This window comes from Chryseobacterium sp. GW823-FHT05E08 (genome assembly GCF_058795655.1).
Genome location: NZ_JBXAHY010000008.1, coordinates 103,747 through 128,558 on the forward strand (window position 1 = coordinate 103,747; position 24,812 = coordinate 128,558).

Sequence of the window (24,812 nt, forward strand, 5' to 3'; positions counted from 1 at the left end):
ATTTTTAAACTTCCTGCCTCCTTCTTCTAGCTCCCAGCTACAAAACAATCTGCTTTATAAACTCATCACTTTCAATGATACCGTCTTTTAAAATAACGTTTCTTTTTGTCTGTGCTGCAACGTCTGGTTCGTGAGTTACAACGATGATCGTTTTCCCTTCATTATTAATATCCTGAAGAAGTTTCATAATATCATGCGTTGTCTTAGAATCCAAAGCTCCTGTTGGCTCATCCGCCAAAACAATTTTAGGATTGGTGATCAAAGCTCTTGCGATGGCAACTCTTTGTTTCTGTCCTCCGGAAAGTTCGTTAGGAAGGTGATTCGCCCATTGTGCAAGACCTACTTTTTCCAAATATTCCATTGCTTTTTGGTTACGCTCTTTTCTCGGTACATTTTGATAATATAAAGGAAGGGCAACATTATCCAAAGCTGTTTTATATCCAATAAGATTAAAAGACTGGAAAATAAAACCAAGAAATTTACTTCTGTATTCTGCAGCTTTTATTTCAGATAAATGCTCGATCGGCACACTATCTAATTCATAAGTCCCTGAATCTTTTTCATCCAGAATACCAATAATATTAAGGAGTGTAGATTTTCCGGAACCGGAACTTCCCATAATAGAAACAAACTCGCCTTCGGAAATATTAAGATTAATACCCTGGAGAACGTGCAACTTGCTTTTTCCTGTATCGTATGATTTATGTAGATCCTGAATTACTAACATTAAGTGATGTATGTTTTTATATCCTAATAAGTAGAAGTAATTTTCAATTTGTTACAAGAATAAAAATTTATTCAAATAATTTAGTGTTTAACTATTTTCTATTCTGTTTATAGGTATTTACGATAAAGTGTTTAACTGTAACTCGGCAATTTTATTTATTTTTGCTGAATAATAGTGTATAAGCCAATATCAGAGCAAGTTTCATGTAAATGTGGAAAACTTTTAAGGTTAAAAGTCAACCAATTAGTATTTGCCTCTTTTAAAATCAGTTCTTTTTTTCGACCTTTGTGCTTCGCACGTAACAAGAAATAAGCGCGTTGGTTGAGTGAATAACTTTTAATTATAAGCTTCAAATAATCAGAACGTTAAATATTTCTTGAATCTTATCCACAGTGATCTAATTATTTTAATTTTAAAGACATTTTAATATGGGAATTTTTGATAAAAGAGTAAGCTATAAACCATTTGAATACCCTGAGGTTCTTCAATTTGTAGAGGCAATCAACAAATCGTTTTGGGTACATTCGGAAGTGGATTTTACCGCAGATGTTCAGGATTTTCATTCGCAACTTGAACCGCACGAAAAATATGCTGTAAAAAATGCACTTTTAGCCATTGCACAGATCGAGGTGTCTGTAAAGACATTCTGGGGAAACCTATACAACCACATGCCAAAACCTGAATTAAACGGTCTTGGAGCTACTTTTGCAGAATGCGAATTCCGTCATTCTGAAGCTTATTCCCGTTTGGTAGAAGTTTTAGGATATAGCGAAGAATTCTCTAACGTGATAGAAATTCCTGCCGTAAAAAAGAGAATTGATTTCTTATCAAACGTTCTTAAGCACGCGAATTCTACAACACCGAAAGAATATGTTTCTTCTCTTTTATTATTCAGTATCCTGATTGAAAACGTATCGCTTTTCTCACAATTTGCGATTATTCTTTCTTTCACAAGATTTAAAGGATACATGAAAAATGTTTCTAATATTATCGCTTGGACTTCTATTGATGAGCAGATTCACGCTAATGCAGGAATTTATTTAATCAACAAAATCCGTGAAGAGCAACCTGATTTATTGACTGATTCTGATATTGAAGATATTTATACGTTAGTTGATCAATCTGTAGAATTAGAAGGTGAAATCCTTGACTGGATTTTTGAATTAGGAGAATTAAGCGTTTTCTCAAAAGAAGATCTTTTAAACTTCATGAAATACCGTGTTGATGACAGTTTAAAGAAAATCAACATGGATACGCGTTACAATATTACTCCAGAGCAATACCGTCCAATGAAGTGGTTTGAAGAGGAAGTTTTCGCAAATTCTATGGATGATTTCTTTGCAAAAAGACCTGTGGATTATACGAAGCATGATAAGAGTATTACGGCGAATGATCTTTTCTAGATTTTAGATTCTGAATTTTGGATAAAGAGCGCGAGCGAAGCGAGCGTCAAAGCAGTTAGTATTAGCAATGTCATGCTGAGCCTGTCGAAGCATCTTAAATATTAATAATTGAAATTTTAAACCATTAGGAGGTTAAGATTATTAAGAGATTGCTTCGTTCCTCGCAATGACAAGCGTATTAAAATCAAACAAAAAAAATAATGATCAACGTAATCGTATCTTATACTGTAAATCCCGATTTTGTTTCAGAAAACAAAGTTAATATTCAGAAGTTTTTGAATGATTTTAAAAATTTAGATCAAGAAACATTTGAATATAAAGTTTATGTAAAAGAAGACGGCGTTACCTTTGTTCATTATTCAAATTATATCAATGAAGCGGTTCAGCATGAGGTTTTGAATGTACCATCTTTTAAAGAATTTCAAAGGTTAAGAGATGAAAGCGGACTGAACGGTTCTCATAAAGTAGAAATTTTACAATCAATATAAACAACACAAAATTTCCGGGTAATAAAACAAACCCGGAAGTTTGAAAACATACAAACATCTATGGAAGAGCAAAATTCAAATATATGGTGGCTCAATGAAGAGTCTGAGCAAATGCTTAACAGAGGATATCTGTTAAAAGGGGAAACTGTAGACGGAGCAATCGACAGAATCACCACCGCAGCTGCAAAAAAATTATACAAGCCTGAATTACAGCCGGCTTTCAAGGAAATGATCGTAAAAGGATGGATCAGTTTCTCTTCTCCGGTTTGGGCAAACATGGGAACGCAGAGAGGTCTTCCAATCTCTTGTTTCAACGTTCACATTCCGGACAGCATTGAAGGAATTACCCACAAAATGGGCGAGGTTATCATGCAGACGAAAATTGGAGGTGGAACTTCAGGTTATTTCGGGGAACTTCGTAACAGAGGAACTGCAGTAACGGATAACGGAAAATCTTCAGGAGCTGTTTCTTTCATGAAATTGTTTGATACTGCAATGGATGTAGTTTCTCAAGGCGGTGTAAGAAGAGGTGCTTTTGCTGCTTATTTGGATATTGATCACGGAGATATTGAAGAATTTTTATCAATTAAAGACATCGGAAGCCCCATCCAGAACTTGTTTACAGGAATTTGCGTTCCTGATTACTGGATGCAGGATATGATCGATGGTGATATGGATAAGCGTAAAATCTGGGCAAGAGTATTGGAAAGCCGTCAGCAAAAAGGGCTACCTTATATTTTCTTTACAGATAACGTTAACAGAAATAAACCTCAGGTTTACAAAGACTTAGGAATGCCTGTAAATGCAAGTAACCTTTGTTCTGAAATTATGCTTCCTTCAACAAGAGAAGAATCTTTCATCTGCTGTTTATCTTCTATGAACTTAGAATTGTACGACGAATGGAAAGATACGGACGCTGTAAAATTGGCTGTTTACTTCCTGGATGCAGTTCTAACTGAATTTATCGAAAAAACAGAAGGAAACTACTATCTACAAGGAGCTAGAAACTTCGCATTGCGTCACAGAGCGCTTGGTTTAGGAGTTTTAGGATACCATTCTTATTTACAGAAAAACATGATTCCGTTTGAAAGTTTTGAAGCGACTCAATTCAATGCAAGAGCTTTCAGACACATCAAAGAACAGGCAGAAACAGCTTCAAGAGAGCTTGCAAATATCTACGGAGAACCTGAATTATTAAAAGGTTACGGATTAAGAAATACCACAACAATGGCTATTGCTCCTACCACTTCAAGTTCTGCAATTTTAGGACAAACTTCTCCTGGAATTGAACCTTTTGCATCTAACTATTACAAGGCTGGTTTGGCTAAAGGAAACTTTATGCGTAAGAACAAGTATTTAGCTAAATTATTAGAAGAAAAAGGATTAGACAACGAGGAAACTTGGAGAACGATCATGTTAAACCACGGTTCTGTTCAGCATTTAGCTGAATTAACTGACGAAGAAAAAGCAGTATTCAAAACATTTAAGGAAATTTCTCCGATGGAGATTATTTCTCAGGCTGCTCAAAGACAACAGTATATTGACCAAGCTCAATCATTAAACTTACAGATTCCTTCTACAATGCCGGTAAAAGATGTAAACTACCTTTACATAGAAGCTTGGAAAAAAGGAGTTAAGACGTTGTATTACCAAAGAAGTTCATCAGTTTCTAAAGAAATGATGGTAAATTTTGTTTCATGTTCAGCTTGCGAAGCATAGAATACAAGTAATAAACCTCAACATATTATTCATAAAAGCACGTTTTTTAGCGTGCTTTTTTCGTGTTTTTAAAATTTTTAATGAAAATTTAATTTAGCATTAATAAACATTTATTTTTCGTTTATCTGCGATTAATACTAGAAATTTTACGCTCATACTCTCCAAACAGTGATATTTAGACGGTATATCGTTGATTTCCAAGTAACAATATTTTGTATTTTTTTTATATTTTTGTGCCCACAACACAATAAAAATTATTTCAAACCCTTATTATGACAAAAATTATTAACGCTAATAAAATCATTATGTTGATTTTATTAACAGCCCTCTTTGAAGTCAAGGCTCAGGTAAAAATCTCAAATTCATCACCCGTAATAAACTCAGAAAGTGTTTTACATCTTGAAAGTAATTCCAGCGACAAAGGTTTCTTGTTGACGAGAATTACACTTCAAGCCACGAATTTAGCAGCTCCCCTTGCTTCACATTCTGCAGGAATGGTTGTTTACAATACAGCAACAGCAGGAATTTCACCTAACAATGTAACTCCAGGTCTTTACTACAATAATGGTACAGCTTGGGTGAAATTATCTACAAAAAAACCTCAAGTTGGAGATATTAAAAACGGTTTCCAAAGTGCTGATCACAACGGATGGTATCTTTTAAACGGAAGAACGGTTTCTACGTTAGCGGTAAATCCAAGAGCCAGAGCCGCTGCTTTAGGCTTTTCTGCAATCTTACCTGATGCAACAGACAGGTATTTAAAAAATACAAGTGGAAGTGACAATATGGGAACTGCTTCAGGAAGTGATACATTTACTTTAGTACAAGCTAATTTACCGAATGTAACGTTCACAGGAACAACCAATACGACAGGAAGTCATACGCATACTTATACAGATAATCCGGCAAACGCAACAACAAATGGTGTTGCAGCGGGAACTAACAATCCGATTTCTAATACAGCAAGTGTAAATGACACAACTTTCAGCTCAGGAGCGCATACCCACTCTCTTAGTTTTACACTAGGAAGCAGTCAGGCTGTAAGCTTAAAACCGGACAATATTATCACTAACGTATTTATCTATTTAGGCAACTAATTATGAGAACAAGATCATTTTACACATCGATAGGGATTCTTTTTTTTGCAGTATTGAAATCCCAAGTTGGTATAGGAACTTCAAATCCTTCCAACTCTGCTGTTTTAGAATTAAATAGTTCTAATAAAGGCCTTCTTATGAATACTGTTTCTCTTGCTTCTTTAAACTCTGCTTCTCCGATGAGTAGCCATGTTGAAGGAATGTGGGTTTACAATACAGCAACAGCAGGAACTTCACCCAATAACGTAATTCCTGGATTATATTACAATGACGGAGCTAAATGGGTATTAATGTCCATCAATGACAATCTTCCAAGAATTGGAGATATCAAATCTAGTGTGGTAACAACAGATCACGACGGTTGGTATTTGTTGAACGGAAGAAATATCACAGCTTTACCAACAATTAGTCAAACAAATGCTTCTTCACTTGGTTTTGCCACTACTCTGCCCAATTCAAGCGACAGAATTTTAAAAGGTAAAAATACATCAGAAGCTCTAGCTGCCGTGGGAGGAAATAATTCTTACTCGATTACTCAGGCTAATTTACCCAATCTAAGCATCACCGGAAACACCGTTCAAAGTGGAGCACACACTCATAGTTACACCAACAGAGGTGTTAATTATTGGAATTACAATGCCGGAGGACAAAATACAACAAGAACGGTTAACACAGAAGTAAGAACAACAGGAGCTGCAGGAGATCACCAGCATACATTCTCTGTCCCAAGTGGAGGAACAAATACAGCTATCAATCAATATCCTAAACATATGGTTGTTCAGAACTTTATTTATTTAGGAAAATAAACAAAAACACAAAAATCAATGAAAAAATTAAGTTACATACTCTTACTTATAGCTTGCACTTTTACTCAGGCTCAGGTTATGATCACGGCAGGTGTTACAGCAACACCTTCACCTAATACAGATGCTGCTTTAGAATTATATTCACAAAATAGAAATAAAGGTTTATTAATGCCAAAAGTATCTTTAACGGCAACTAATAACCCAAGTCCGCTTCCGAGTCATATTGCAGGAATTACAGTTTATAACACAAATACTGCTACAGCAACAGCTCTGACAAGCGTAACACCCGGATTTTATTACAACGACGGAACTTCATGGAATAAACTGGAAGTACAGACACCAACTGTAGGAGACATAAAACACAGCAGCACAGCAACCGATCACGAAGGATGGTATCTTTTAAACGGAAGAACAATATCTACTTTACCAGCTGTTGCACAAACGAATGCAACTTCTCTGGGATTTTCAACCGTTTTACCGGATAGTTCAGATAAATTTTTAAAGGCAAAATCAGCATCTGAAACATTAGGAACGACCAGTGGAAGCACTTCTGTTACCCTTGCAAGAGTTAACTTGCCAAACACAACTTATAACGCTACAACTACGAGCGCAGGAGCACATACTCACACTTATAATGACAGAGCAAGCGGTATTACAGACAGTGTAGAAGGCGGAAGTACCAAAACCGTAGTTGATAATGATTCTGAAATATCAACCACAGCCAGTGCCGGGGCTCACACGCACACTTACAGTTTGTCTACAGGAGGATCAAGCACTCCGTTGAATTTAACTCCTAAGTATTTGTCAACGTATATTTTTGTGTATTTAGGACAATAAAATTGATTATTAATAATTTAAATATAAAGATCTCGTTTGGGATCTTTTTTTTGTTTGAATTAAAACTTAATCAAAACTATAAAATATTTATCCTGATATTTTAACATCAAAATCCATGGAAATTTCTGTGGTTTTGTTTTATATTTGTTAGACGGTTTAATTCCAAAAAAAAATAGATATGAAATTCGGGCAAGTAGAAGATCCTTCAAAAATAGATTTTACGTTACCAAAAGATCATTCCAGAACAAAGGAAATTTTAAGTCAAAACAAAAAAGGCTTAGAAAATATTTCTATCGGATGTGCAAAATGGAACAAAACAGATCTTAAAGGATTTTATCCTAAAGGAACAAAAGACGAATTAACATATTACGCAACACAGTTCAATTCCATTGAATTAAATGCTACATTTTACGGAATGCCAACTCCGGAGCAAGTTCTTACATGGAAAGAAAAGACTCCGGAAAACTTCAAATTTTTTCCAAAAATAACGAATACTGTTTCTCATTTTAGAAGGCTGATTGATGTTACAGATCCTGTGACTCAATTTGCGACTTCTGTGATGAATTTCAACGAAAAATTAGGAATGGTTTTTCTGCAGCTTCATGATAATTTTAAACCAAAAGATTACGATAGGTTAGAAAAATTCGTGAAAGAGTGGCCAAAAGAGATTCCTCTCGCTATTGAGTTAAGAAATACCGAATGGTTTACCGATGAAGACATTTTTAATACTACCTGCGAGCTTTTTGAGGCTAATAATATTACGAACATCATTGTAGATACTGCCGGAAGAAGAGATATGCTTCACATGCGTCTTACAACTCCAAACGCGTTCATCCGATACGTGGGCGCCAATGCCGAAAGTGATTACGAAAGGCTGGATGACTGGATGAAACATTTAACAAAATGGAAAAAAGAAGGTCTTCAGAATCTATACTTTTTTGTGCATCAGAATATCGAAAAGGCATCTCCGCTATTATCCGCTTATTTCATTAATAAAATGAATGAAGAATGGAAAACTGATCTTCTCCTCCCTAAAATGGCAACAGAAAACACGCCAACCTTATTTTAATCATTTTTTATTATACTTTAGACATAAGTAATACCCTAAAATAATTCACACCTATTTGATCTCAATATAATAGATTTCTCCATAATCCTGTTTTATAAAAACATTAATAAAACCCTCTATTTATAATAAAAATTGACTAAATTAGAGATGAAAACATATTGAATATTTAATGTTCAAAAATTAATGTTATGGAAAAAGAAATTTGTACAATCAGTATAGCCACAACTTGGCTTGGAGATACCTACACTTTTTATGATGATAATAAGATAAAAAGAGTTTATGACAAAACAGCCTGAGTTCCGATGTAAGCGAATGGCTGGAAGCAGAGCAAATCAGTAAACAAAACAAGGATAAACTGATTAAAAATTGTCCTGAAGAATTCAAAGAAAGAGTGATGCAGATTTTAGATTATCCTTAATTTCTAAAAAAGTTAAAAAACTCAATTAAAAACCATAATTCAGCGAAACAAATCCCAACTTACGTTATCTTTTTTTTATTTTTTCTTTCTCAATAACAAAACCATATTCAGGAACAATAAAAGAAAATCCAAAGACACCCAAATTCCAAGTTTAATATTCTCATGATTATAAGCTTCAACATCTTTCTTTGCGATTTCGGAAAGCTTTACACTCTGATTGATATAATTCTGAACCTCAATAATCTGATCAATATTTTTATTAGGAACGGAATGTTGTGAGAAATAGACCAGATTCTTTTTCCCTAAATATCCTACAATCCAGTATTCATTGGATTTATCCATTTTAAGATGTTCAATTCTGTAGTATTCTGGACGAATTTTCCCGATATGTTTGGCCTCTAAAATTCCATTTTTATCAGGATCATTATTGTTAATCACATAAAAATCAAGCGTCTGAGGAAGTTTATTGATTACCTGTAAAGCCAAAGAATCCTTCACAATTCCCACCGCACTTTTCTTCACAAACCAATACGTAAAAATGGAGATCGAGAAAACAACAGTAGCAATTCTGAAAATCTTCGCCCATTCGGCACCTTTCCCTTTTTTGATTTTTGATAAAATCAGAGAAACGATAGAAGCCAGAAAGATAACAAAAATGATTAAGCCCATGTTGCAAAGATACTGATTTCGCAAGGTCTTTAAAAGAAGACTACTCTACATTCCATTCTTTATAAAACTGATCCAGAAATTTTAACATAAAATCGTGTCTTTCCTGCGCGATCTCTTTTCCTTTTTCAGTATTCATTAGATCTTTCAGAAGCAATAGTTTTTCGTAAAAATGATTGATTGTTGTTCCATTCGATTTTTTGTATTCGTCTTTAGACATATTCAGTTGAGGCTTAATATCAGGATGATACATCAGATTATTTTTAAATCCACCAAAGTTGAACGTTCTGCCAACCCCGATGGCACCAATCGCATCAATACGATCTGCATCCTGAACGATTTTAAGCTCAATAGGAAGATTTTTTGGTGCTTCACCTCTATTCTTGAATGAAATATTTTTGATAACGAATAAAACCTGCTCAATAATATTTTCAGGTGTATTTTGACCTTCCAGAAACTCACGGGAAACCTTTAAAGCTAAAGTTTCATCACCATTATGAAATTTGGGATCTGCAATATCGTGCAACAACGCAGAAAGTTCCACAACATCTTGATTACAATCCTCATCCTGAGCTATTTTCTTTGAAAGCTTCCATACTCTTTCGATATGAAACCAGTCGTGACCAGCTTCTGCACCTTTCAGTTTTTGTTTTACAAATTCTACCGTGTTATCTATAATTTCTTTCATTTCTCAATTAATTCATTTAAAATAATGTTCCAAAGTTTTTTATTAAAGCTTCTAAAAAAATTAACGTGCCCAATTTCTCTCTTTTCTGATTCAGAAACCTTAACTAATCTGTAAGTTGGTTTTAGGTTAGGGTAAGTATCATTTAAAAGGCTTTTCACTCCTTTTTCCGTTAGCCAGGCATCATCTTCAGCCCGAATAACGAATACTTTTTGCGTTAAATTTTTAGAAAAATCATCAATTTTCTCTAATAAACCGTTGGTTGATTTCTTGTTCAAAATTAAGATTCTCCAGTCATAAGCGCAATTTTTTGGAAGACTTTCTCCCAAACCAAACCAATTTGCTGGGAAATAACCTAATAAAGTGGTAGTTACAGGCTGAATAATTCCGAAACCTACGTAAGCTTCAATTTTTGTTTTGAATTTTAAGTGTCCGACAAAAGCATTTTGCGTTCCAACAAAAATAAATTCTTTAAACATTTCAGAGTCCTGATTCATTCCTAAAATCAAAGCCCCAACAGAATGTCCCAAACAATATTTTTCGTAGTTTGGAAATTGTGTTTTGATATATTGCGTCAATATTTTATAATCTTCTGAACCCCAAATTCTCATGGAAGCTTTAAAACCTTTCATATTTTCAGGTTTTGAAAGTCCGATTCCGCGATAATCATATGTAATTACTGTAAATCCTTTTTCAGCAAAAAACTGAGCAAATGAAAAATAAATCTGCTGTTTAACTCCCGTCGCAGAATTGATGAGCAGGAATTTATTATTACTCTTTTCAGGCAAAAAAAGATGTGCTGTGAGCGCTGTATTGTCGTGAGTGTTAAGAATTAACTTCTCCATATTTTAAAACAAAAAATCCACTATAAAAGTGGAGATTTTATTGATATTTTTTATGTTAACTTATCTGTTATCGATATGCAGTAAATAGTTTTAAGAAAAGAAGTCTGAAACTCTCGGCAATGCACTCTGTGAACCCTTTGTTCCTGAAACTCTTGAAGAAACTTCATTCCCGAATTTCACGCATTCTTCAATAGAATTTCCGTGGCACAATGCTACAGCAAATCCTGATGTAAAAGCATCTCCCATTCCCATTTTATAAACCGTTTCGTCTTTATCGTTTCTGTAATACTTCATTTCTGTTCCATCAAAATAAACGGTAGAATTGGTATCATCTCTAACAAAAACTTTGTTGGAATACTTTTTAAGAATATCTTCTCGCTGATCTTCGCCAAAGACAATATGCAATTCGCTACTTTTAGAAACGATAAAATCTACATTTTCAAGAAGCTCATCACTTAACCTCATGGCAGGAGAAGCATATAAACCGACTTTTTTACCGTATTTCTTAGCTTTTCTGATCGAATATTCTACCACTTCAAGAGAAACTTCAAGTTGAACAAGCATCAAATCAACGGTATGAAAATATTTATCTGCCGCCTCAATATGTTCAATACTTAAACATTTATTAGCCGCCGGAACCACAACTATAGCCGCGTCTCCACCGGAAGTCGTTACATAAGCCGTTCCCGTAGACTCTCTGTCTGTTTCATAAACAAATCCTACGTTTACACCCTCACCTACAAGATTTCTCATGATTTGCTGACCAAGAGGATCCATCCCCACACAGCCAACAAAATAAACACTTGCCCCCAATCTCGCTGCACCAACTGCCTGATTTGCTCCCTTACCTCCGAAATAACTGTCTGAATTAGTGGCTAAAACAGTTTCGTTTGGAATGGGAATTTTTTCGGTTTCTAAAATCAGATCTATTGAAGAACTGCCGACCACTATAATTTTGGGTTGTTCTGAGGAAAAATTCATTGTGTTTTTTTTATTTAGTTTTTAGTTTGAACAAATGTAAAAAAGGGAAATATTGTTTCAAAAACAATTAACTTTAATTAACTAATTTCTATAAATTCTGTAATGATCTTTACAGGATTATTATTCTTATCATAACCAATATAGCTTGCATAAAAGCCTTCACCATACCCTGTTTCAAAACCAAAAATGGTTCCGGGATGGTCTTCTGACGGTTTTAAAAATGCATATTGATCGATCGCGCCATTTTCATCAAAGAAATAGTCATGGAAGAATTCTTCATAAATTCCCATGAAATCTGCTCCTTTGCTGTGATATAACTTTTTTTCCAGCTTATCCAGACTGTCTTGAGTATCTACATCCATAAAACAGCCCATGCCGCTTTCAGCAGGATACCCAAAAACCTCGCCTTCTGCCAGATCTTTTACATTTTGATCGGCTGTCGTGGCCAATTTCCAGTCGGTGACTTCAGAATTTGCGAAAATAATTTCGGCATACGCTACACAATTACTCTCTCTTTCTTTATGCAATAAAACAGAAAAATCTCCTTTTGGAAATTCTATAGAAAAAGGCTGCATATCATTAGTAATCAAAGGATCACAGGCAACCAATTTCCCGCTGGAAAGATAAATTTTCCCAACCTCAAAGCTCTCTAATAACGGACTTTCTACGAAGTCTTTTGAGAATAGCTTTTTTATGTTTTCTATGTGTGTCATTTAGTTTTAATTATTCTTCACCACTTACTGTGATGTGTACATTTTCACTTTCTACATTTAAATGAAATAAAATATCATTCATTTCATCATCCAAACTCTCTATTATTATCAATTGATAGGTTTTAGAATCATTAGCAACTTCAACATTTTCAAGTGAAGAAATTTTTGCAGATATGGCCAGACTGGAATTTAAAATAATATTAATATAATTATTTTCATTTAAACTTCCCTCCAACAATTCTCCAATCAAATAAAACTCTTTTTTTCTTCTTATTGTAAAACTGCTAATGACCCTAAAAGTACCAACTTTATCTTTAAAGTTCATTACAAACTTTTCAGTTTCTCTTCCAGAATTGCAATTTTATCCTGCGCATCTTTTTGTTTCTTACGCTCACCGTCTACTACTTCCTGTTTTGCATTGGCAACAAATTTTTCATTAGAAAGTTTTTTATCAACAGAAATTAAGAATCCTTTTAAATATTTTATCTCTTCTTCTGTCTTGATTTTTTCTTCTCCTAAATCTAAATTATCACTTAAAGGAATTGAAACTTCCGTTGATCCGATCAGGAAAGTAAAGCTTGGTTTATCTGTTTTTTCACCGAAATGAATATCAGAAACGTTGGCTAATTTTCTTATAACGGCTTCATTTTCAAATTCGCTCGCACTTGTATAAATCTCAACCGCTTCTTTTGGTGAAATACCTTTTGTCTGACGGTAATTTCTTACCCCAGAGATAATTTCTTCCGCAGTTTCAAAGTTTTTAATAATATCTTCATTAAACGTTTCCGCCTTTTTTTGCTGAGAAATAATTAATGCTTCTTCAATATTTCTGTCCGAGATCAATTGCCAGATTTCTTCTGATTGGAAAGGCATGAACGGATGAACCAATTTCATTAATTCCTCAAAAAGTGCAACTGTTTTATTATAAACTTCTTTAGAAATACCTTCTCCATAATTTGGTTTGATTGCTTCCAAATACCAACCACAAAAATCATCCCAAATCAATTTATAAATCAAATGTAATGCATCAGAAATTCTGAATTTCTCAAACTGCTGATCGATTTCTAAAATTGTTTTATTTAATTTATTTTCAAACCATTCAATAGCTTGGTTATCTGCAATATTTGCTGGCTTGTCCTCATGATTCCACATGTTGATCAAACGGAAAGCGCTCCAGATTTTTGTCATGAAATTTCTTCCCTGAAGCATTAAATCTTCATCAAAAAGAAGATCATTTCCTGCCGCCGAACTCAATAAAATACCAACACGAACGCCATCTGCGCCATATTTATCCATCAATTCTAACGGATCCGGTGAATTTCCTAAAGATTTTGACATCTTTCTTCTCTGCTTATCTCGTACAATCCCAGTGAAATAAACATTTTTGAACGGAACTTCTTTTCTGTATTCCAATCCTGCCATGATCATTCTCGCTACCCAGAAGAAAATAATATCCGGACCAGTTACCAAGTCAGAAGTCGGATAATAATAATTAATATCCTTATTTTCAGGATCATTCAAACCATCAAAAACAGACATTGGCCACAACCATGATGAGAACCATGTATCAAGAGCGTCTTCGTCTTGTCTTAAGTTGCTGGTTGTTAGTTGTTGGTTGTTGGTTTTTTGCTTCGCAAGTTCTAGTGCTTCTTCGATGTTTTCTGCAACTACGAAATCATTTTCTCCTTCTCCATAGTAGAATGCAGGAATTTGTTGTCCCCACCATAATTGACGGGAAATATTCCAGTCGCGGATGTTTTCCATCCAGTGTTTGTAGGTGTTTTTAAACTTTTCAGGATAAAATTTAACCTCATCATCCATTACTACATCCAAAGCTGGTTTAGCAATATCAGCCATTTTTAAGAACCATTGAACAGAAACTTTAGGCTCAATAACTGCACCTGTTCTTTCTGAAGTTCCAACTTTATTTACGTAATCTTCTGCTTTCAACAAAAGATCTTTTTCTTCTAATTCTTTCGCGATTTGCTTTCTTACATCAAATCTGTTTTTTCCTGAGTAATGTAAACCGTGATCGTTTAAGTTTCCGTCATCATCCAAAGAATCAATCATTTGAAGATTGTGTTTCTTTCCGATCTCGTAGTCATTGATGTCATGAGCAGGCGTAATTTTCAAAGCACCTGTTCCGAATTCAATATCAACATATTCGTCTTCAATAATCGGAACGACTCTGTTTACGATCGGTACAATTACATTTTTACCTTTTAAATGAGCATATCTCTCATCATTAGGATTGATACAAACCGCAGTATCACCGAAAATCGTTTCAGGACGCGTTGTAGCAACCGAAAGGAATTCTTCTGTACCTTCGATTTTATATTTTAGGAAATATAATTTTCCGTTTTGTTCTTTAAAAATAACTTCTTCGTCAGAAATATTGGTTTTCGCTTCCGGATCCCAGTTGACCATTCTGTACCCTCTATAAATAAGTCCTTTATTATATAGATCAACAAAAGATTTGATCACCTGCTGAGAAAGTGACTCTTCCATTGTAAAACGGGTTCTGTCCCAATCGCATGAACAACCCAATTTTTTCAACTGCTCAAGGATCGTTCCTCCGTATTTATCTGTCCATTCCCAAGCGTGTTTTAAAAACTCTTCGCGGGTAATATCTGATTTATTAATTCCTTCTGATTTCAGTTTGGCAACAACCTTCGCTTCCGTAGCAATTGAAGCGTGATCTGTTCCCGGAACCCAGCAAGCATTAAAGCCCTGCATTCTTGCACGACGGACCAGAACATCCTGAATGGTATTATTCAACATATGACCCATGTGTAAGATCCCCGTAACGTTTGGCGGAGGAATTACAATAGTATATGGTGGTTTCTCATTAGGCTCTGAATGGAAGTACTTGTTTTCCAACCAGTAGTTGTACCATTTTTGTTCTGTTTCCTGTGGATTATACTTTTCTGAAATCTGCATAAATTCTATTTCTTTGGCTTACAATTTGCAAAAATAGTCTAAAGAAAAAAAAAATTCAGTATGAATTAAAATAATTTTTAACTTTGTTTCTCAAAATTTATCTAACAAACATATTAACATTCAAGAATATGAAAAAATTAATTGCAGGAATTGCACTATTTGGAACATTTGCTCTAGCATCTGCACAGACTATCACTTTTGATAAAACTACTTTTGACTACGGTAATGTGAAGCCTAGTTCTGACGGTGTAAGATTCTTCACTGTAACGAATACTGGTGATAAGCCTCTTGTTCTTTCTAATGTAAAAGCTTCTTGCGGATGTACAACTCCTGAGTTCAGCACTGATCCTATTATGCCAGGAAAATCTGCTAAAATCAAAGTTGGATACAACACAGCAATCAATGGAGGATTCAACAAAATGATTGAAGTTTTCTCTAACGACCCTGCAAACAGCAGAAGCGTAATTTACATCAAAGGAACTGTTGATGCTAATGCACCTGATGTTGTAGTAGCTCCAGCTAAAATGGAAACTCCAGCTGATGCTAAAGCTGCTAAAAAAGAAGCAAAGAAAGCTGCTAAAGCTGCAAAAAAAGTAGCTGCTGCGAAGTAATCTCTACTCAAAAAAAATAAGAAACCGTCTCCATGGAGACGGTTTTTTTGTTATATTTAGGCTTTAGGCTTTAGGCTTTAGGCTTTAGGCTTTAGGCTTTAGGCTTTAGGCAAAATTAATCTTTTAATAACTATAAAAAATATGGACACCAATTTCTCAGACGACTTCCTGGTACAAGGAAAATTTTCAATAAAAAAAACTTCAACAGAATATAAAGGAAAACTTACCAAAGAAGAGGGAGGACAATTATTAATTCAGGAAAAGGAAAAACTTCGTGATCTGCAGGAAAAATTATATGCTGATGGAAGCAAATCTCTGTTGGTTGTTCTTCAGGCAATGGATGCAGCCGGAAAAGACAGCTTAATTGAACATGTTTTCGGAGGAGTGAATCCACAAGGCTGTAATGTGACAAGCTTTAAAACTCCAAGCTCAAAAGAATATTCCCACGATTTTTTATGGAGACATTATTTGGCACTTCCTCAAAAAGGGATGATTGGGATTTTTAACCGTTCACATTATGAAAGCGTTTTGGTTTGTAAAGTTCATCCGGAATATAATTTAAGTGAAAAAACATGGGGTTCTGTGAAAGATTTCGATGATAAATTCTGGGCAAACAGATATGAAAGCATCAGAAATTTTGAAAAACATCTGGCTCAGAACGGAACAACCATCGTTAAAATATTTTTGAATGTTTCCAAAGAAGAGCAAAAGAAAAGACTTTTAGACAGAATCAACGAGCCTGAAAAAAACTGGAAATTCTCAACTGCCGATCTTCCGGAAAGAGCTTTATTCGATCAATACATGGAAAATTACGAAACTGCTATTAATGAAACCAATAAAAAAGATGCTCCGTGGTATGTGCTTCCGGCAGATAATAAATGGTTTGCAAGAGTAGCTGCTATCCAGATTATTATTGATACTTTAGAAAAAATGGATTTGAAGTATCCTGAACTTTCAAAAGAAGACAAAGCAGGGTTGCAAGAAGCGAAAAAGCAATTGGAGAGTGAATAAATTTTGATGGAAGATGGGAGCTTGAAGATAGAAGTTTTTAACGCAATAATTTTAAACCTCCATCTTCAAGCCTCTAACTTCCGTCTAAAAAAAATCACGAGAAAATCTATAAGCCGGATTTTGTACTTCCGAAGAAGTGCCTGTTATTTATCTACGTCGTGCATTACTGCAAAACTTGAGCTGATTACCCCTCGGCTTTCAGAGCGAGCCGCTCCTATTTTCATTACTGAAAAGAACCGATATACTTACCATTGCACCGCAAAGAGTTTACCTGGTTTCACTACAGCCGAACTGTACATACTTTCTGTTGCACTTGTCCTACCCTCGCGGGTGACGGATGTTATCCGCTTTGCTGCTCTATGGTGTCCGGACTTTCCTACCCTTGCCGAAACAAGAATCAACAAGCCGACTTTCTCGTGGCTGCAAAGATAGGGAATTTTAGTATAGATAATTTGTGAATTGTGAATAGTCAATTGTGAAGTCGAAGATTTTAAAGAACCCATAAAATTATTCTCTTCAAATTTAATAATGTAAAAAATTAATCCAAACTGAAAAATTGACAATTCACCATTAACTATTGACGGTTCACAATCAACAAATTATTATTATCTTCGTGAATTATTACACATCCATTTTGATCTCGAGAGAAAAAGAATTTGCGCAATTGATAAAAGATAATCAGGGCTTGATTATCAAGGTTTCGCGTCTTTATACCAACTCTCTGGAAGATGAGGAAGATCTTTTTCAGGAAATTGTTTTACAGCTCTGGAGAAGTTATGATTCTTTTAAAGGAAATTCTAAAATTTCTACCTGGATGTATCGTGTAGCCCTGAATACAGCTATTACCCTTTTCAGAAAAAAAAGCAAAAGTCTGCCTACTAATGAATTAGACATCAATCACAGAGATTTTATCGAAGATGATGACGAAAAACACCAACAGGTCTCACTTTTGTATACAGTAATAAAGACGCTTCCCAATGTGGAAAGAGCGATTGTTACCATGTATCTGGATGATTTGCCTTACAAGGATATTGCAGAAAACCTCGGGATTACCGAAGTAAATGCGCGTGTGAAAATGAACAGATTAAAGAAAACCCTTAAAGAACAGATGGAAAAATATGCCTGAATTTGATTTAGACAGCTTTAAGAAAACATGGCAGGAACAGCCTGTTCAGCAAAAATACGACAATAACGAGATCCTCAAGATGTTGAACAGAAAATCACGCAATTATGTGAAGTATATTTTCTGGATCAGTGTTGTAGAATTTCTGTTTTTTACCGTGTTGGGATTATTTTATATTATCCAAGATAAAGAATCAAACAGTTTTCTCAGTATTCTGGAAAGACTTGGTGCCAAAAAAACTACTGAGCTTGAAGGTTTTCTCGACAATATATATGTAGTATTAAAGATTTTAAGCCTTTCTATAACTGCTTATTTTGTATTCAAATTTTATCAAAATTATAAGAAAATAAAGATTGAAGAAAACTTAAAGAAATTTATACTTAGAATTATTCAGTTTAAGAAAACGGTTAATGCTTTTATTTTAATTAATATCCTTCTATTAATAGCATTTACGTCTGTTTTCACTGTTTTTGTATTTTATATTTTAAATACTCAGCATATTGAGGTCAATAATTCTAATCTAATGGTTTTCATAATTGGAACCATTGTAAGTACCGCATTGGCAGTGCTTCTGATCTGGCTTTATTACAAAATTGTGTACGGAATCATTATGAGGAAGCTCGATAAAAATTTAAAACAATTAAAAGATATTGATTCTGAGGAAGACTAATATCTTTTACAATTATAAACAAGAAAAGCATTTCAATTTGAAATGCTTTTTTTATATCATAAACTTAAATAAAATATCATTAAAGTAAAATCAAAAAACACAGTAAAAAAATTTAAATTTTATTTTTTATTATGTTAAATTTAATAATTTTACGTACCACATTTTCCAATTTTATTATTTAAAAGTATTTAGTTTTCAACTGATTAACATGATGCAGTATAATTGCAGTATTTTAACTTTTAATAAAGGGTTTTAACTTTGATACCGCGATATGAAAAATTAGAGTTATTTGTTTTTTAAAACTTAAAAACGATTTTAATTGTCCTAAACATTAAAGTGATATTAAATAATACAAACATCAAAATTGATTAAAAATGAGAAAAAAATTCATTCTTTTATGTCTTTTGGCAGTAGCGCCATGGGCGTATTCCCAAGTCGGGATTAATACCCCAAACCCTCAGGGTATGCTACATGTTGACGGAGGAAAAGACAATCCTTCAACAGGAATTCCTAACACCGTACAACAAGCTAATGACTTTACAGTAACCTCAGCAGGTAGAGTCGGAATTGGAAACATCACTCCTACATCAAATCTCCATATCGTAAATAATGGAACTGCTACAAGTATTGGAGGTGGTGAAGCAACAAATACCGGACTTTTGATAGAAAATCCTGTTACTAACAATTCCATATTAGCTATTTTAAGAACAATCGGGACTACAGGAATCAAACAAGCTGTAATGGGAATAAATCCAAATTTCAACGGAAATAATGGCGCTTTTATTATCTCGCGTATTCCCGGCGGATCTGATTTTGCAATGGATTTAACTACAGGTAATATAGGAGTTGCCACAAACATTCCTACAAATACTTTAGATGTAGCCGGTAGCGCGAGAGTAAGAACTTTAGATGTTGCAGCAGGAGCTACCTTAATTACTCCCGTATATACTGATCCTAACGGAGTTTTAAACAAGGCTGTGAGTAATGTATACGGAACAGTAATTAATAACACAGTCAATATAGCATCAGGAGCTACAAATACTCTTATTACAGGAATTGCTGACGGCGGAATATATAAAGCTGTTGTGAGTGTTAGTAATTCTTGTGGACGTGTTGCAGTTGCAGATTATTATGTGACTAATAATAATTTCAATAGCGCTTTCTCAATCAAAGGAATAAACGGACTCTTGAATACCGATACAACCGACAAAGCACCAGCTTTTACCGAAGTAAACAGAAATACCACTTCAGTTGTTTGGTCTGGAATTCCAAATTGTGCAGGTGGAACAAATACGGCATTTAGCTATACTTTAACAATGCCTTCTGCAGGAAGTATAAATCTTACTAACAATGGGAACGTGAGCTTAGAGTATAGAATTGTACTTACCAGAATTTTTTAAGATACGGATAAATCTAATTTTATATCTAAAAACAAAAAATGCTCAGAACAATCTGAGCATTTTACATATTTTATAGAATTTTTATAATTCTTTTCTTAGTCTCGCAACAGGAATATTTAACTGTTCTCTGTATTTTGCAATAGTTCTTCTTGCAATATTATAACCTTGCTCTTTTAAGATAACTACCAAAGCATCATCAGTCAAAGGTTTTCTTTTATTCTCCTTGCTGATCACTTCCTGAAGATGATTTTTAATTTCTTTTGTTGAAACTTCTTCTCCATCGTCATTCGTTAAACTATCCGAGAATAGATCTTTTAGATACAAAATCCCATTTGAAGTATCGGCATATTTACTTTTCACAACTCTTGAAATTGTAGAAATATCAAAACCTGTAATATCGGCAATATCCTTTAAGATCATTGGTCTCAGAGATTTTTCGTCTCCAGTAATGAAATAATCTTTCTGGAATTTAACAATAGCCGTAATGGTCTGTAATAAGGTATTCTGACGCTGATTGATCGCATCAATATACCATTTTGCAGCATCAAGTTTTTGCTTGATAAATAAAGCTGCCTGTTTATGCTCAGAAGAGTTTTTATCGTGAGAATACGTCGTTAAAATATCTTTATATTCTTCTGAAACTCTTAGAGTTGGTGCATTTTTACTGTTCAACATTGGGATCACCATTCCATCCTTCACCTGAATGACAAAATCCGGAATAATTTCCTGGTTGATCGTAATCGTCTGAGTATCAAAATTCCCTCCTACTTTTGGAGATAGTTTTGAGATTTCTTCCAATGCATCTTTTAAATCTTCTTCATCAATATCATATTTCTGAATGATCTTGTTGTAATGCTTATTCGTCAAAGCATCAAACTGATGTCTCAAAATATTGGCAGCCAAAGAAACGGCTTTATCAGAGCTTACTTTTTTCTCGATCTGCAACAATAAACATTCCTGCAAACCTCTCGCTCCAACACCAGGCGGATCTAGTTTCTGAACATAATTTTCAAGAACATCATCCACTCTCTCTTTGGTCGTATAAATCCCTTGAGAAAAGGCAAGATCATCAACAATCGCTTTAATCTCTCTTCTTAAATATCCGTCTGTATCTAAGTTTCCGATGATATATTCTGCAATTTTTACATCTTCTTCATTAATATTGGCAAGATGGATCTGCTCCAATAAATAATCATATAAAGACTGACCTTCCGTTAAAAGGCTCTCATTATCGAATTCTTCATCATCTGCAGAATAGTTGCTTGAAGCAGTTTTATAGGTTGGCTCGTCATCGTAAAGATAATCGTTAACATCAAAATCAGTTTCAATACTTTCCGTACCTTCATTTTCATAAGCATCCTCCAAAGAAGCATAATCATCTTCCTTAGACTCTTCTTTCGCGATTTCCAAAGCAGGGTTCTCCTCTAGTTCTCTCTCCAATTCCTCTTCAAACTCCAATGTATGAAGCTGAATAAGCTTCATCAACTGAATCTGCTGAGGCGCTAACTTCTGTCCTAATTTGAGTTGTAAGTGTTGTCTAAGCATATTAATCTTTGTGTTTTAACATAACATATTCTACGAATTTAGATAAATTTATTCGACAAAAAAAGCATTTAGCACGATTTTTGCTGTATATGTGGTACCCAATAAACTATTAAAAAATAAAAAAAGCCTTAAATTTTACTTTAAGGCTTTTTTATTTATCTAAAATTCAGCATTTTTCGGTGTTCTTGGGAAAGGAATCACGTCTCTAATGTTAGTCATTCCCGTTACGAAAAGAACCAGTCTTTCCAATCCTAATCCAAACCCTGCATGTGGAACAGAACCGAATTTTCTGGTATCCAAATACCACCAAAGTTCATGCTCATCTACATGCATTTCTGCCATTTTTTGTTTTAATACATCTAATCTCGCTTCTCTTTCTGAACCTCCGATAATTTCTCCGATTCCAGGGAAAAGTACGTCCATAGCAGCAACGGTCTTGTTGTCATCATTCAATTTCATGTAGAATGCTTTGATTTCTTTTGGATAATCAAATAAAACTACAGGACATTCGAAATGTTTTTCAACTAAGAATCTTTCGTGCTCAGACTGAAGATCGGTTCCCCAGTTTTCAACTGGATACTGGAACTTCCCTTTTTTATTTTCTTTTGAGTTCATCAAGATCTCAATAGCTTCTGTATAACTTACACGCTTGAAACGTTTAGCAATAACATTTTCTAATTTTTCAATAAGACCTTCTTTTGCCCTGTCCTTTTCCGGTTTAGATTTTTGTTCTTCTGCAAAACGCTTGTCTAGGAAGTCAAGATCGTCTTTACAGTTATCTAAAACATACTGAATAACGTATTTCAAGAAATCTTCTGCCAAGTCGATGTTATCTTCAAGGTTGTTGAAAGCAACTTCCGGCTCCACCATCCAGAATTCTGCAAGGTGACGTGTTGTGTTTGAGTTTTCAGCACGGAAAGTCGGTCCAAAAGTATAGATTCTTCCCAATCCCATAGCTGCAGTTTCTCCTTCAAGCTGACCAGAAACCGTTAAGTTCGTTTTTTTACCGAAGAAATCCTGAGCGAAATCAATATCTCCCTGCTCGTCTCTTGGAATATTATTTAGATCAAAGTTAGTTACTCCAAACATTTCTCCAGCTCCTTCTGCATCAGCTCCCGTAATTACAGGCGTGTTGATGTAAAAGAATTGGTTTTTGTTAAAGAAAGAATGTACTGCAAAACTTACCGCGTGACGTACTCTGAAAACAGCCCCAAACAAATTGGTTCTGAATCTTAAATGCGCCTGATCTCTTAATGTTTCCAATGAGTGTTTTTTTGGCTGAAGAATAGTTTTGTCTCTTTCTTCTGTAAAGTTATCTCCTAAAATGATAATCTTTTTAGCTACAATTTCCACCGCTTGCCCTGCTCCCTGGCTTTCTACAACTTCACCAACAATTTTTAAAGAAGATGCTGTACTGATTTTACTGATAATTTCTTCGTCAAAATTTTCAAAATCAACAACTATCTGCAAATTATTAATTGTAGAACCATCATTAAGCGCAATAAAGCGATTCGCACGGAAAGTTCTTACCCAACCGTAAACTGTAATGTCATGATGTAATACCTTTTTGTAATCCTGTAGGATTTCTTTAATTGTTTGCTTTTTCATTTGTTGACTATAAATTTTTATATAAAAATTAACGTCGGCAAAGTTACAAAAAAACAGCGCAACTTGAATATTACGCTGTCTTTTAAAAAAAATCATTTATCAATTATTTAACTAAAAACTATGCTTTGAATATTATTTAATTAAAGAATATCGTTTTTTTCCTCTGTTTCCCATTCCTGATTTTCCATGCGTGATAAGAACTTGGGATATCAAATTGCCATTTTGGAAGGATTAAAATAATTAAAATAACATCAATATGAGAAACAAGGCCTAGCACAATTGTGAGGTAAAATGCCCAGCCCGCTTCCTGAAATCCTATTAAATAAGTAAAAGCAATCAACAAACTCAGTCCCCATATTTTCGATAAAAATGCATGAGTACAGGTTTCTTTTCCGAATTTCCAAATGCTTATGATGTAGCAAAGTGCTTCCATGATAAAAATTAAAAGAATACTTAACCATTCTGTTTTGATCAATTCAGGATTGAGAAAGTACGCAGCAAAACCTAACGACAACCAGAAAACCAAATCGGTCTGACTATCTAATCTTCTTAATTTTTCTGATGAAACACCAACTTTTCTTGCGATAATTCCGTCGAAAATATCTGTTAATAATCCAAAGTACATTAATATTAGAATTAAAAACTTTGATTCTTCTCCTTTAAAATAGGCCAAAGAAATAATAATCGGTGCTAGAATGAATCTGATAGCGATTAATATATAAGGTATTGTTTTCATGATTTCTTAGCTTTAAAATTCCAATTAATGATAGGCAGCTTACGTTTTTCATTTATATTCCACAATCCTATCTGAACTGCTTTTCCATTTTTATTTTTATTAATAACTCCTATCTGAACCCCATTGAAACTTTCGCTCTTATTACTGGCTCCAACCTGTAATCCTTTACCTTTTCCATTGTAATTATAGACTCCGGTTTGAAGTCCGTTAAACTTTTCAGCATTGTTTGAAAACGCAATCATTGCCCCATTTCCTGAATCTGCTGAATTATTTAACCAGGAAACATGCAGTCCATTTAGTTTTCCTGAATTATTATTAAAACCATTAAATGATACCCCATTGGTTTCCTGAGCAATATGATACATTGAAATACCAATTCCATTAAGCCTTTTACCGTTCATCATACCTCCGGTGGAAATATGGAGACCGTTAATAACTGCAGTTTCTTGTCCTTTTTTAGGAACTTCAATTCCTTTTGGAATTAATAAGTAAAGCAATGTAATTGGGTTAGCTTGTATATTGATCCCATTAATTCTCTGTTTCTTATAATCATCCAAGATTCCTACATTAATTCCGTTTGTATTTTTAATTACATTCTGGTTCGGGTTTACTGTAAAAAAAGAAGACTTAACTTTTAAACTATCTTGCCCAAAAGCAAATGAGCTTACGAGGAATAATCCTATTAATAATTTAGTTTTCATAATCGTTATTTTA

24 protein-coding genes and 1 other RNA gene are annotated in these 24,812 nt (G+C 34.3%); 12 read left to right on the top strand and 13 right to left on the bottom strand.

Annotation, left to right across the window (positions count from 1 at the left end; all coding sequences use genetic code 11):
• Positions 1–37: 37 nt before the first annotated feature.
• On the bottom strand, positions 38–727 hold the full coding sequence (locus AC1Q7L_RS21100; protein ID WP_492307907.1) for an ABC transporter ATP-binding protein: 690 nt from the start codon (positions 725–727) through the stop codon (positions 38–40).
• Between the two features lie 428 nt (positions 728–1,155).
• Here AC1Q7L_RS21100 and AC1Q7L_RS21105 point away from each other — a divergent pair, with 428 nt between their 5' ends.
• The 7 genes from AC1Q7L_RS21105 to AC1Q7L_RS21135 all read left to right on the top strand — a co-directional run bounded on the left by AC1Q7L_RS21105 (position 1,156) and on the right by AC1Q7L_RS21135 (position 8,146).
• Complete coding sequence (locus AC1Q7L_RS21105; RefSeq protein ID WP_410692258.1) at positions 1,156–2,130, top strand: ribonucleotide-diphosphate reductase subunit beta; 975 nt, start codon at positions 1,156–1,158, stop codon at positions 2,128–2,130.
• A 200-nt stretch (positions 2,131–2,330) separates the two neighbouring features.
• Positions 2,331–2,618, top strand: a complete 288-nt coding sequence (locus tag AC1Q7L_RS21110) for a hypothetical protein (RefSeq protein ID WP_492307906.1) — start codon at positions 2,331–2,333, stop codon at positions 2,616–2,618.
• A 21-nt stretch (positions 2,619–2,639) separates the two neighbouring features.
• A complete protein-coding gene (locus AC1Q7L_RS21115; protein WP_410692680.1) occupies positions 2,640–4,337 on the top strand; it encodes a ribonucleoside-diphosphate reductase subunit alpha in 1,698 nt (565 codons plus the stop codon).
• A 272-nt stretch (positions 4,338–4,609) separates the two neighbouring features.
• Entirely contained in the window at positions 4,610–5,434 is an 825-nt protein-coding gene (locus tag AC1Q7L_RS21120; protein WP_492307905.1) for a phage tail-like protein, read from the top strand.
• Positions 5,435–5,436: 2 nt separating this feature from the next.
• Entirely contained in the window at positions 5,437–6,240 is an 804-nt protein-coding gene (locus tag AC1Q7L_RS21125; RefSeq protein ID WP_492307904.1) for a phage tail-like protein, read from the top strand.
• Positions 6,241–6,258: 18 nt separating this feature from the next.
• The gene (locus tag AC1Q7L_RS21130) at positions 6,259–7,077 is read left to right on the top strand and encodes a phage tail-like protein (RefSeq protein ID WP_492307903.1); all 819 of its coding nucleotides are present in this window, start codon (positions 6,259–6,261) and stop codon (positions 7,075–7,077) included.
• Between the two features lie 178 nt (positions 7,078–7,255).
• Entirely contained in the window at positions 7,256–8,146 is an 891-nt protein-coding gene (locus AC1Q7L_RS21135) for a DUF72 domain-containing protein (RefSeq protein ID WP_492307902.1), read from the top strand.
• 493 nt (positions 8,147–8,639) lie between these two features.
• Here the strand turns inward: AC1Q7L_RS21135 and AC1Q7L_RS21140 are convergent, their stop codons facing one another.
• The 7 genes from AC1Q7L_RS21140 to AC1Q7L_RS21170 all read right to left on the bottom strand — a co-directional run bounded on the left by AC1Q7L_RS21140 (position 8,640) and on the right by AC1Q7L_RS21170 (position 15,394).
• Complete coding sequence (locus AC1Q7L_RS21140; protein ID WP_492307901.1) at positions 8,640–9,233, bottom strand: hypothetical protein; 594 nt, start codon at positions 9,231–9,233, stop codon at positions 8,640–8,642.
• 40 nt (positions 9,234–9,273) lie between these two features.
• The gene (locus AC1Q7L_RS21145) at positions 9,274–9,918 is read right to left on the bottom strand and encodes an HD domain-containing protein (protein ID WP_492307900.1); all 645 of its coding nucleotides are present in this window, start codon (positions 9,916–9,918) and stop codon (positions 9,274–9,276) included.
• Positions 9,915–10,760, bottom strand: a complete 846-nt coding sequence (locus AC1Q7L_RS21150; RefSeq protein WP_492307899.1) for an alpha/beta hydrolase family protein — start codon at positions 10,758–10,760, stop codon at positions 9,915–9,917. The genes AC1Q7L_RS21145 and AC1Q7L_RS21150 overlap by 4 nt, the downstream gene beginning before the upstream one ends.
• Before the next feature lie 90 nt (positions 10,761–10,850).
• Positions 10,851–11,741, bottom strand: coding sequence for a ribokinase (locus AC1Q7L_RS21155; protein ID WP_492307898.1), 891 nt, complete (start codon positions 11,739–11,741; stop codon positions 10,851–10,853).
• A gap of 77 nt (positions 11,742–11,818) precedes the next feature.
• The gene (locus AC1Q7L_RS21160) at positions 11,819–12,454 is read right to left on the bottom strand and encodes a DUF4241 domain-containing protein (protein ID WP_492307897.1); all 636 of its coding nucleotides are present in this window, start codon (positions 12,452–12,454) and stop codon (positions 11,819–11,821) included.
• A gap of 10 nt (positions 12,455–12,464) precedes the next feature.
• Positions 12,465–12,779, bottom strand: a complete 315-nt coding sequence (locus AC1Q7L_RS21165; protein WP_492307896.1) for a hypothetical protein — start codon at positions 12,777–12,779, stop codon at positions 12,465–12,467.
• The gene (locus AC1Q7L_RS21170) at positions 12,779–15,394 is read right to left on the bottom strand and encodes a valine--tRNA ligase (protein WP_492307895.1); all 2,616 of its coding nucleotides are present in this window, start codon (positions 15,392–15,394) and stop codon (positions 12,779–12,781) included. The genes AC1Q7L_RS21165 and AC1Q7L_RS21170 overlap by 1 nt, the downstream gene beginning before the upstream one ends.
• Before the next feature lie 128 nt (positions 15,395–15,522).
• On the opposite strand from AC1Q7L_RS21170, the gene AC1Q7L_RS21175 reads away from it, so the two are divergent.
• Both AC1Q7L_RS21175 and AC1Q7L_RS21180 read left to right on the top strand, forming a co-directional pair.
• Complete coding sequence (locus AC1Q7L_RS21175; RefSeq protein ID WP_492307894.1) at positions 15,523–16,005, top strand: DUF1573 domain-containing protein; 483 nt, start codon at positions 15,523–15,525, stop codon at positions 16,003–16,005.
• Positions 16,006–16,146: 141 nt separating this feature from the next.
• The gene (locus tag AC1Q7L_RS21180) at positions 16,147–17,016 is read left to right on the top strand and encodes a polyphosphate kinase 2 family protein (RefSeq protein ID WP_492307893.1); all 870 of its coding nucleotides are present in this window, start codon (positions 16,147–16,149) and stop codon (positions 17,014–17,016) included.
• Positions 17,017–17,109: 93 nt separating this feature from the next.
• Here AC1Q7L_RS21180 and rnpB read toward each other — a convergent pair.
• An RNA gene (rnpB, locus tag AC1Q7L_RS21185) (RNase P RNA component class A) lies at positions 17,110–17,433 on the bottom strand.
• Between the two features lie 217 nt (positions 17,434–17,650).
• Here rnpB and AC1Q7L_RS21190 point away from each other — a divergent pair.
• The 3 genes from AC1Q7L_RS21190 to AC1Q7L_RS21200 all read left to right on the top strand — a co-directional run bounded on the left by AC1Q7L_RS21190 (position 17,651) and on the right by AC1Q7L_RS21200 (position 20,209).
• Positions 17,651–18,142, top strand: coding sequence for an RNA polymerase sigma factor (locus tag AC1Q7L_RS21190; protein WP_066759721.1), 492 nt, complete (start codon positions 17,651–17,653; stop codon positions 18,140–18,142).
• A complete protein-coding gene (locus tag AC1Q7L_RS21195; protein ID WP_492307892.1) occupies positions 18,135–18,809 on the top strand; it encodes a DUF8845 family protein in 675 nt (224 codons plus the stop codon). The genes AC1Q7L_RS21190 and AC1Q7L_RS21195 overlap by 8 nt, the downstream gene beginning before the upstream one ends.
• Before the next feature lie 374 nt (positions 18,810–19,183).
• A complete protein-coding gene (locus AC1Q7L_RS21200) occupies positions 19,184–20,209 on the top strand; it encodes a hypothetical protein (RefSeq protein WP_492307891.1) in 1,026 nt (341 codons plus the stop codon).
• 81 nt (positions 20,210–20,290) lie between these two features.
• Here the strand turns inward: AC1Q7L_RS21200 and rpoN are convergent, their stop codons facing one another.
• From rpoN to AC1Q7L_RS21220, 4 genes are all read right to left on the bottom strand, one after another.
• A complete protein-coding gene (gene rpoN, locus AC1Q7L_RS21205; protein WP_410692239.1) occupies positions 20,291–21,754 on the bottom strand; it encodes an RNA polymerase factor sigma-54 in 1,464 nt (487 codons plus the stop codon).
• A gap of 159 nt (positions 21,755–21,913) precedes the next feature.
• Positions 21,914–23,362: an asparagine--tRNA ligase gene (asnS, locus tag AC1Q7L_RS21210; protein ID WP_492307890.1), complete on the bottom strand. Its 1,449-nt coding sequence runs from the start codon at positions 23,360–23,362 to the stop codon at positions 21,914–21,916.
• 136 nt (positions 23,363–23,498) lie between these two features.
• The gene (locus AC1Q7L_RS21215; protein WP_492307889.1) at positions 23,499–24,098 is read right to left on the bottom strand and encodes a CDP-alcohol phosphatidyltransferase family protein; all 600 of its coding nucleotides are present in this window, start codon (positions 24,096–24,098) and stop codon (positions 23,499–23,501) included.
• Positions 24,095–24,799, bottom strand: coding sequence for an LA_2272 family surface repeat-containing protein (locus tag AC1Q7L_RS21220; RefSeq protein WP_492307888.1), 705 nt, complete (start codon positions 24,797–24,799; stop codon positions 24,095–24,097). The genes AC1Q7L_RS21215 and AC1Q7L_RS21220 overlap by 4 nt, the downstream gene beginning before the upstream one ends.
• Positions 24,800–24,812 lie beyond the last annotated feature (13 nt).